Origin of the sequence: Devosia sp. (assembly GCF_041917035.1) — a bacterium.
Classification (GTDB): Bacteria; Pseudomonadota; Alphaproteobacteria; order Rhizobiales; family Devosiaceae; genus Devosia_A.
Map to the genome: position 1 here is coordinate 1 of NZ_JAYRYM010000400.1, position 2,214 is coordinate 2,214.

At 66.0% G+C, this 2,214-nt stretch carries 3 protein-coding genes and 1 pseudogene; 2 read left to right on the forward strand and 2 right to left on the reverse strand.

The window, feature by feature from the left end:
• Positions 1–634, forward strand: a pseudogene (locus ACE3TU_RS21575) (ABC transporter substrate-binding protein); the annotation flags it as partial.
• 113 nt (positions 635–747) lie between these two features.
• Complete coding sequence (locus tag ACE3TU_RS21580) at positions 748–1,362, forward strand: helix-turn-helix domain-containing protein (RefSeq protein ID WP_374627911.1); 615 nt, start codon at positions 748–750, stop codon at positions 1,360–1,362.
• A 21-nt stretch (positions 1,363–1,383) separates the two neighbouring features.
• On the opposite strand, the gene ACE3TU_RS21585 is transcribed toward ACE3TU_RS21580, so the two are convergent.
• Entirely contained in the window at positions 1,384–1,653 is a 270-nt protein-coding gene (locus ACE3TU_RS21585) for a hypothetical protein (RefSeq protein WP_374627912.1), read from the reverse strand.
• A 147-nt stretch (positions 1,654–1,800) separates the two neighbouring features.
• The coding region (locus ACE3TU_RS21590) for a S8 family serine peptidase (protein WP_374627913.1) at positions 1,801–2,214 on the reverse strand (414 nt) is incomplete at its 5' end.

Consider the following 2,214-nt stretch of genomic DNA (forward strand, 5'->3'; position numbering starts at 1 on the left):
CGGGGGCAATACCGGCGTCTCCATGGGCGGCTGGTTTCGCAAGGAGCTTCAGTCCGCCGACGACGTGAAGGGACTGACCATCCGCATGGTCGGCCTCGGCGCCGAGTTGTTCCAGCGTCTGGGCGCCACCGCGATCGCCATCCCGCCGGGCGACATCTATCCGGCGCTCGAGCGCGGCGCGATCGACGGGGCCGAGTTCACCTCGCCGGGCTCCGATATCCAGCTTGGCCTCTGGCGGGTCGCCCCCTTCTACTATGCGCCCGGCTTCAACAAGCCGAACGGATCGAGCGAGTTCGTCGTCAACAAGGCGCTCTGGGAGGGCCTGCCCGAGGACCTCAAGGGGGTCATCCAGGCTGCGAGCGAGGCCGAGCAGGCCGTGGCGCTCGCCGAGATCGAGATGCTCAACATGGAGGCGCTCGCGACCCTGGTCTCGGCGCATGGGGTGAAGCTGCGCGGCTTCCCCACCGCGATGATCCAGCAGGCCAAGCGCCATGCCGGCGAACTCCTGCGTGATCTTGCGACGCGCAGCCCGATGGCCGGCAAGGTTGGCGCCGGCTATGCCGCCTTCCAGGCGCGCATCGGGCCCTGGACGCGTGTTTCGACCCATGCCGCGCTGGGTGCGCGCGAAGTCTAGGCCGTTGCAACCGGGGCCAGTCGAGCCTCTTGCCTTGCACCGCAGTGAGGGGGTCCGTATGATCGTTTCAACGAACGATCGTTCGACACAACGCCCGAGACGAACGCCTGCCGATGGCCGACCGCGACCCCAAGAAGATCGAGATGGATGCCGGTGCGCATGTGCTGTCGGGCAATCTCGGCAAGACCGTGCAGCGCCTGCGCAAGGCCTACAACCTGTCGCTCTCGGAGCTGTCGGAGCAGTCGGGCGTCGCCAAATCGATCATCAGCCAGATCGAGCGCAATGAGACCAATCCGACGCTCGCGACGATCTGGCGCCTGAGCCAGGCCCTCGACGTATCGATCGAGCGGGTGCTCGCGACGGCGACGGAAGAGCCGTTTCTGGAGAAGCTGTCGCGTGCCGACACGCCGCTGCTGGTCTCCGACGACGGCAAGTGCCGGCTCTCGATCATCGGCTGGATCAAGACCGTCGAGTGGCTGCAGTGGTACGACTTCCAGTGCGATCCCGGCGGTGTCCTCGAGAGTGAGGGGCACCAGCGGGGCTCCATCGAGAGCCTGTCGGTTCTGTCGGGTGAACTGCAGGTCGAGGTCGGCGACCGTGTCGAGACGGTGGGTGCCGGCGAGAGCGCACGCTATCGTTGCGACGGCCGGCACGTCATCCGCAATGTCGGCGACCAGACAGCGCACGCGACCATGGTGTGCATCCTCAAGGCCGCCGTGATGGAGTGAGCCGACCCGGCCGGGGCCGACCTACTCGCGAACGACCATCTCGACCTGTGGAAGATCCTCAATCTCGCGCAGCAGTTTCCGCGAGGCGCGAACAGCGATCGCACCGAGGGCGCTCGCTTCGCTGACGCCGTTGAGCTGGTTCTCCAGTCCGCGGGCCTGAATCCATTCCAGCAGTTCGCGACGATTGCGCTCGGTCAGAATCTGCGCGGCCTGGACGCGGGACAGCCCGGCTTCCTCCGGCGCCAGCCGCGACCTGAAGATGACCATGGCTTGATGAGTGTCGACTGGCATGGTCAGCGACCTCTTGTTGGTAGGGGCGACTGCACGGCTCATGAGCCATCTAGCACGCGGCCGGCGCCGTGTCGCCCCATAGGTTGGATGGGCTCTGGATAACACACAATGGTTGCTGAATGATCCCTGAACCGTCCAGCGGATGTGTCAGGCTTGGCGGACCTTCTCCGCGATGGCGGGGTCGAAACGCACGAGACGGCCGGACTGTCCCGCGACAGGCAGGCCGCTTTCGGTCAGGACATCCGACAGCGCCCTGGCGCTGAGATGCGGATTGATCGACAGATAGAGGGAAGCGATCGCGGCGGCGTAGGGCGATGCCATGCTGGTTCCGGACAGATTGCGATACTGCGACCTGCCGTCGTAGTCCCGGGCGATGGCCGAGCGGATGCCGTCCCCGTAGCCGAAGAAGTTCGGCTTCCCGCCCTCGTGGCTGCCGGAGAAGTCGCAGACCGATCCGTCGAACCTGACCGATCCGATGCCGTGGACCGAGTCGAAAAGAGCCGGATATCCGGCCCTGCCGGCGCCTCTGTTGCCGATGGCGGCGAAGACATGAGCATTGCC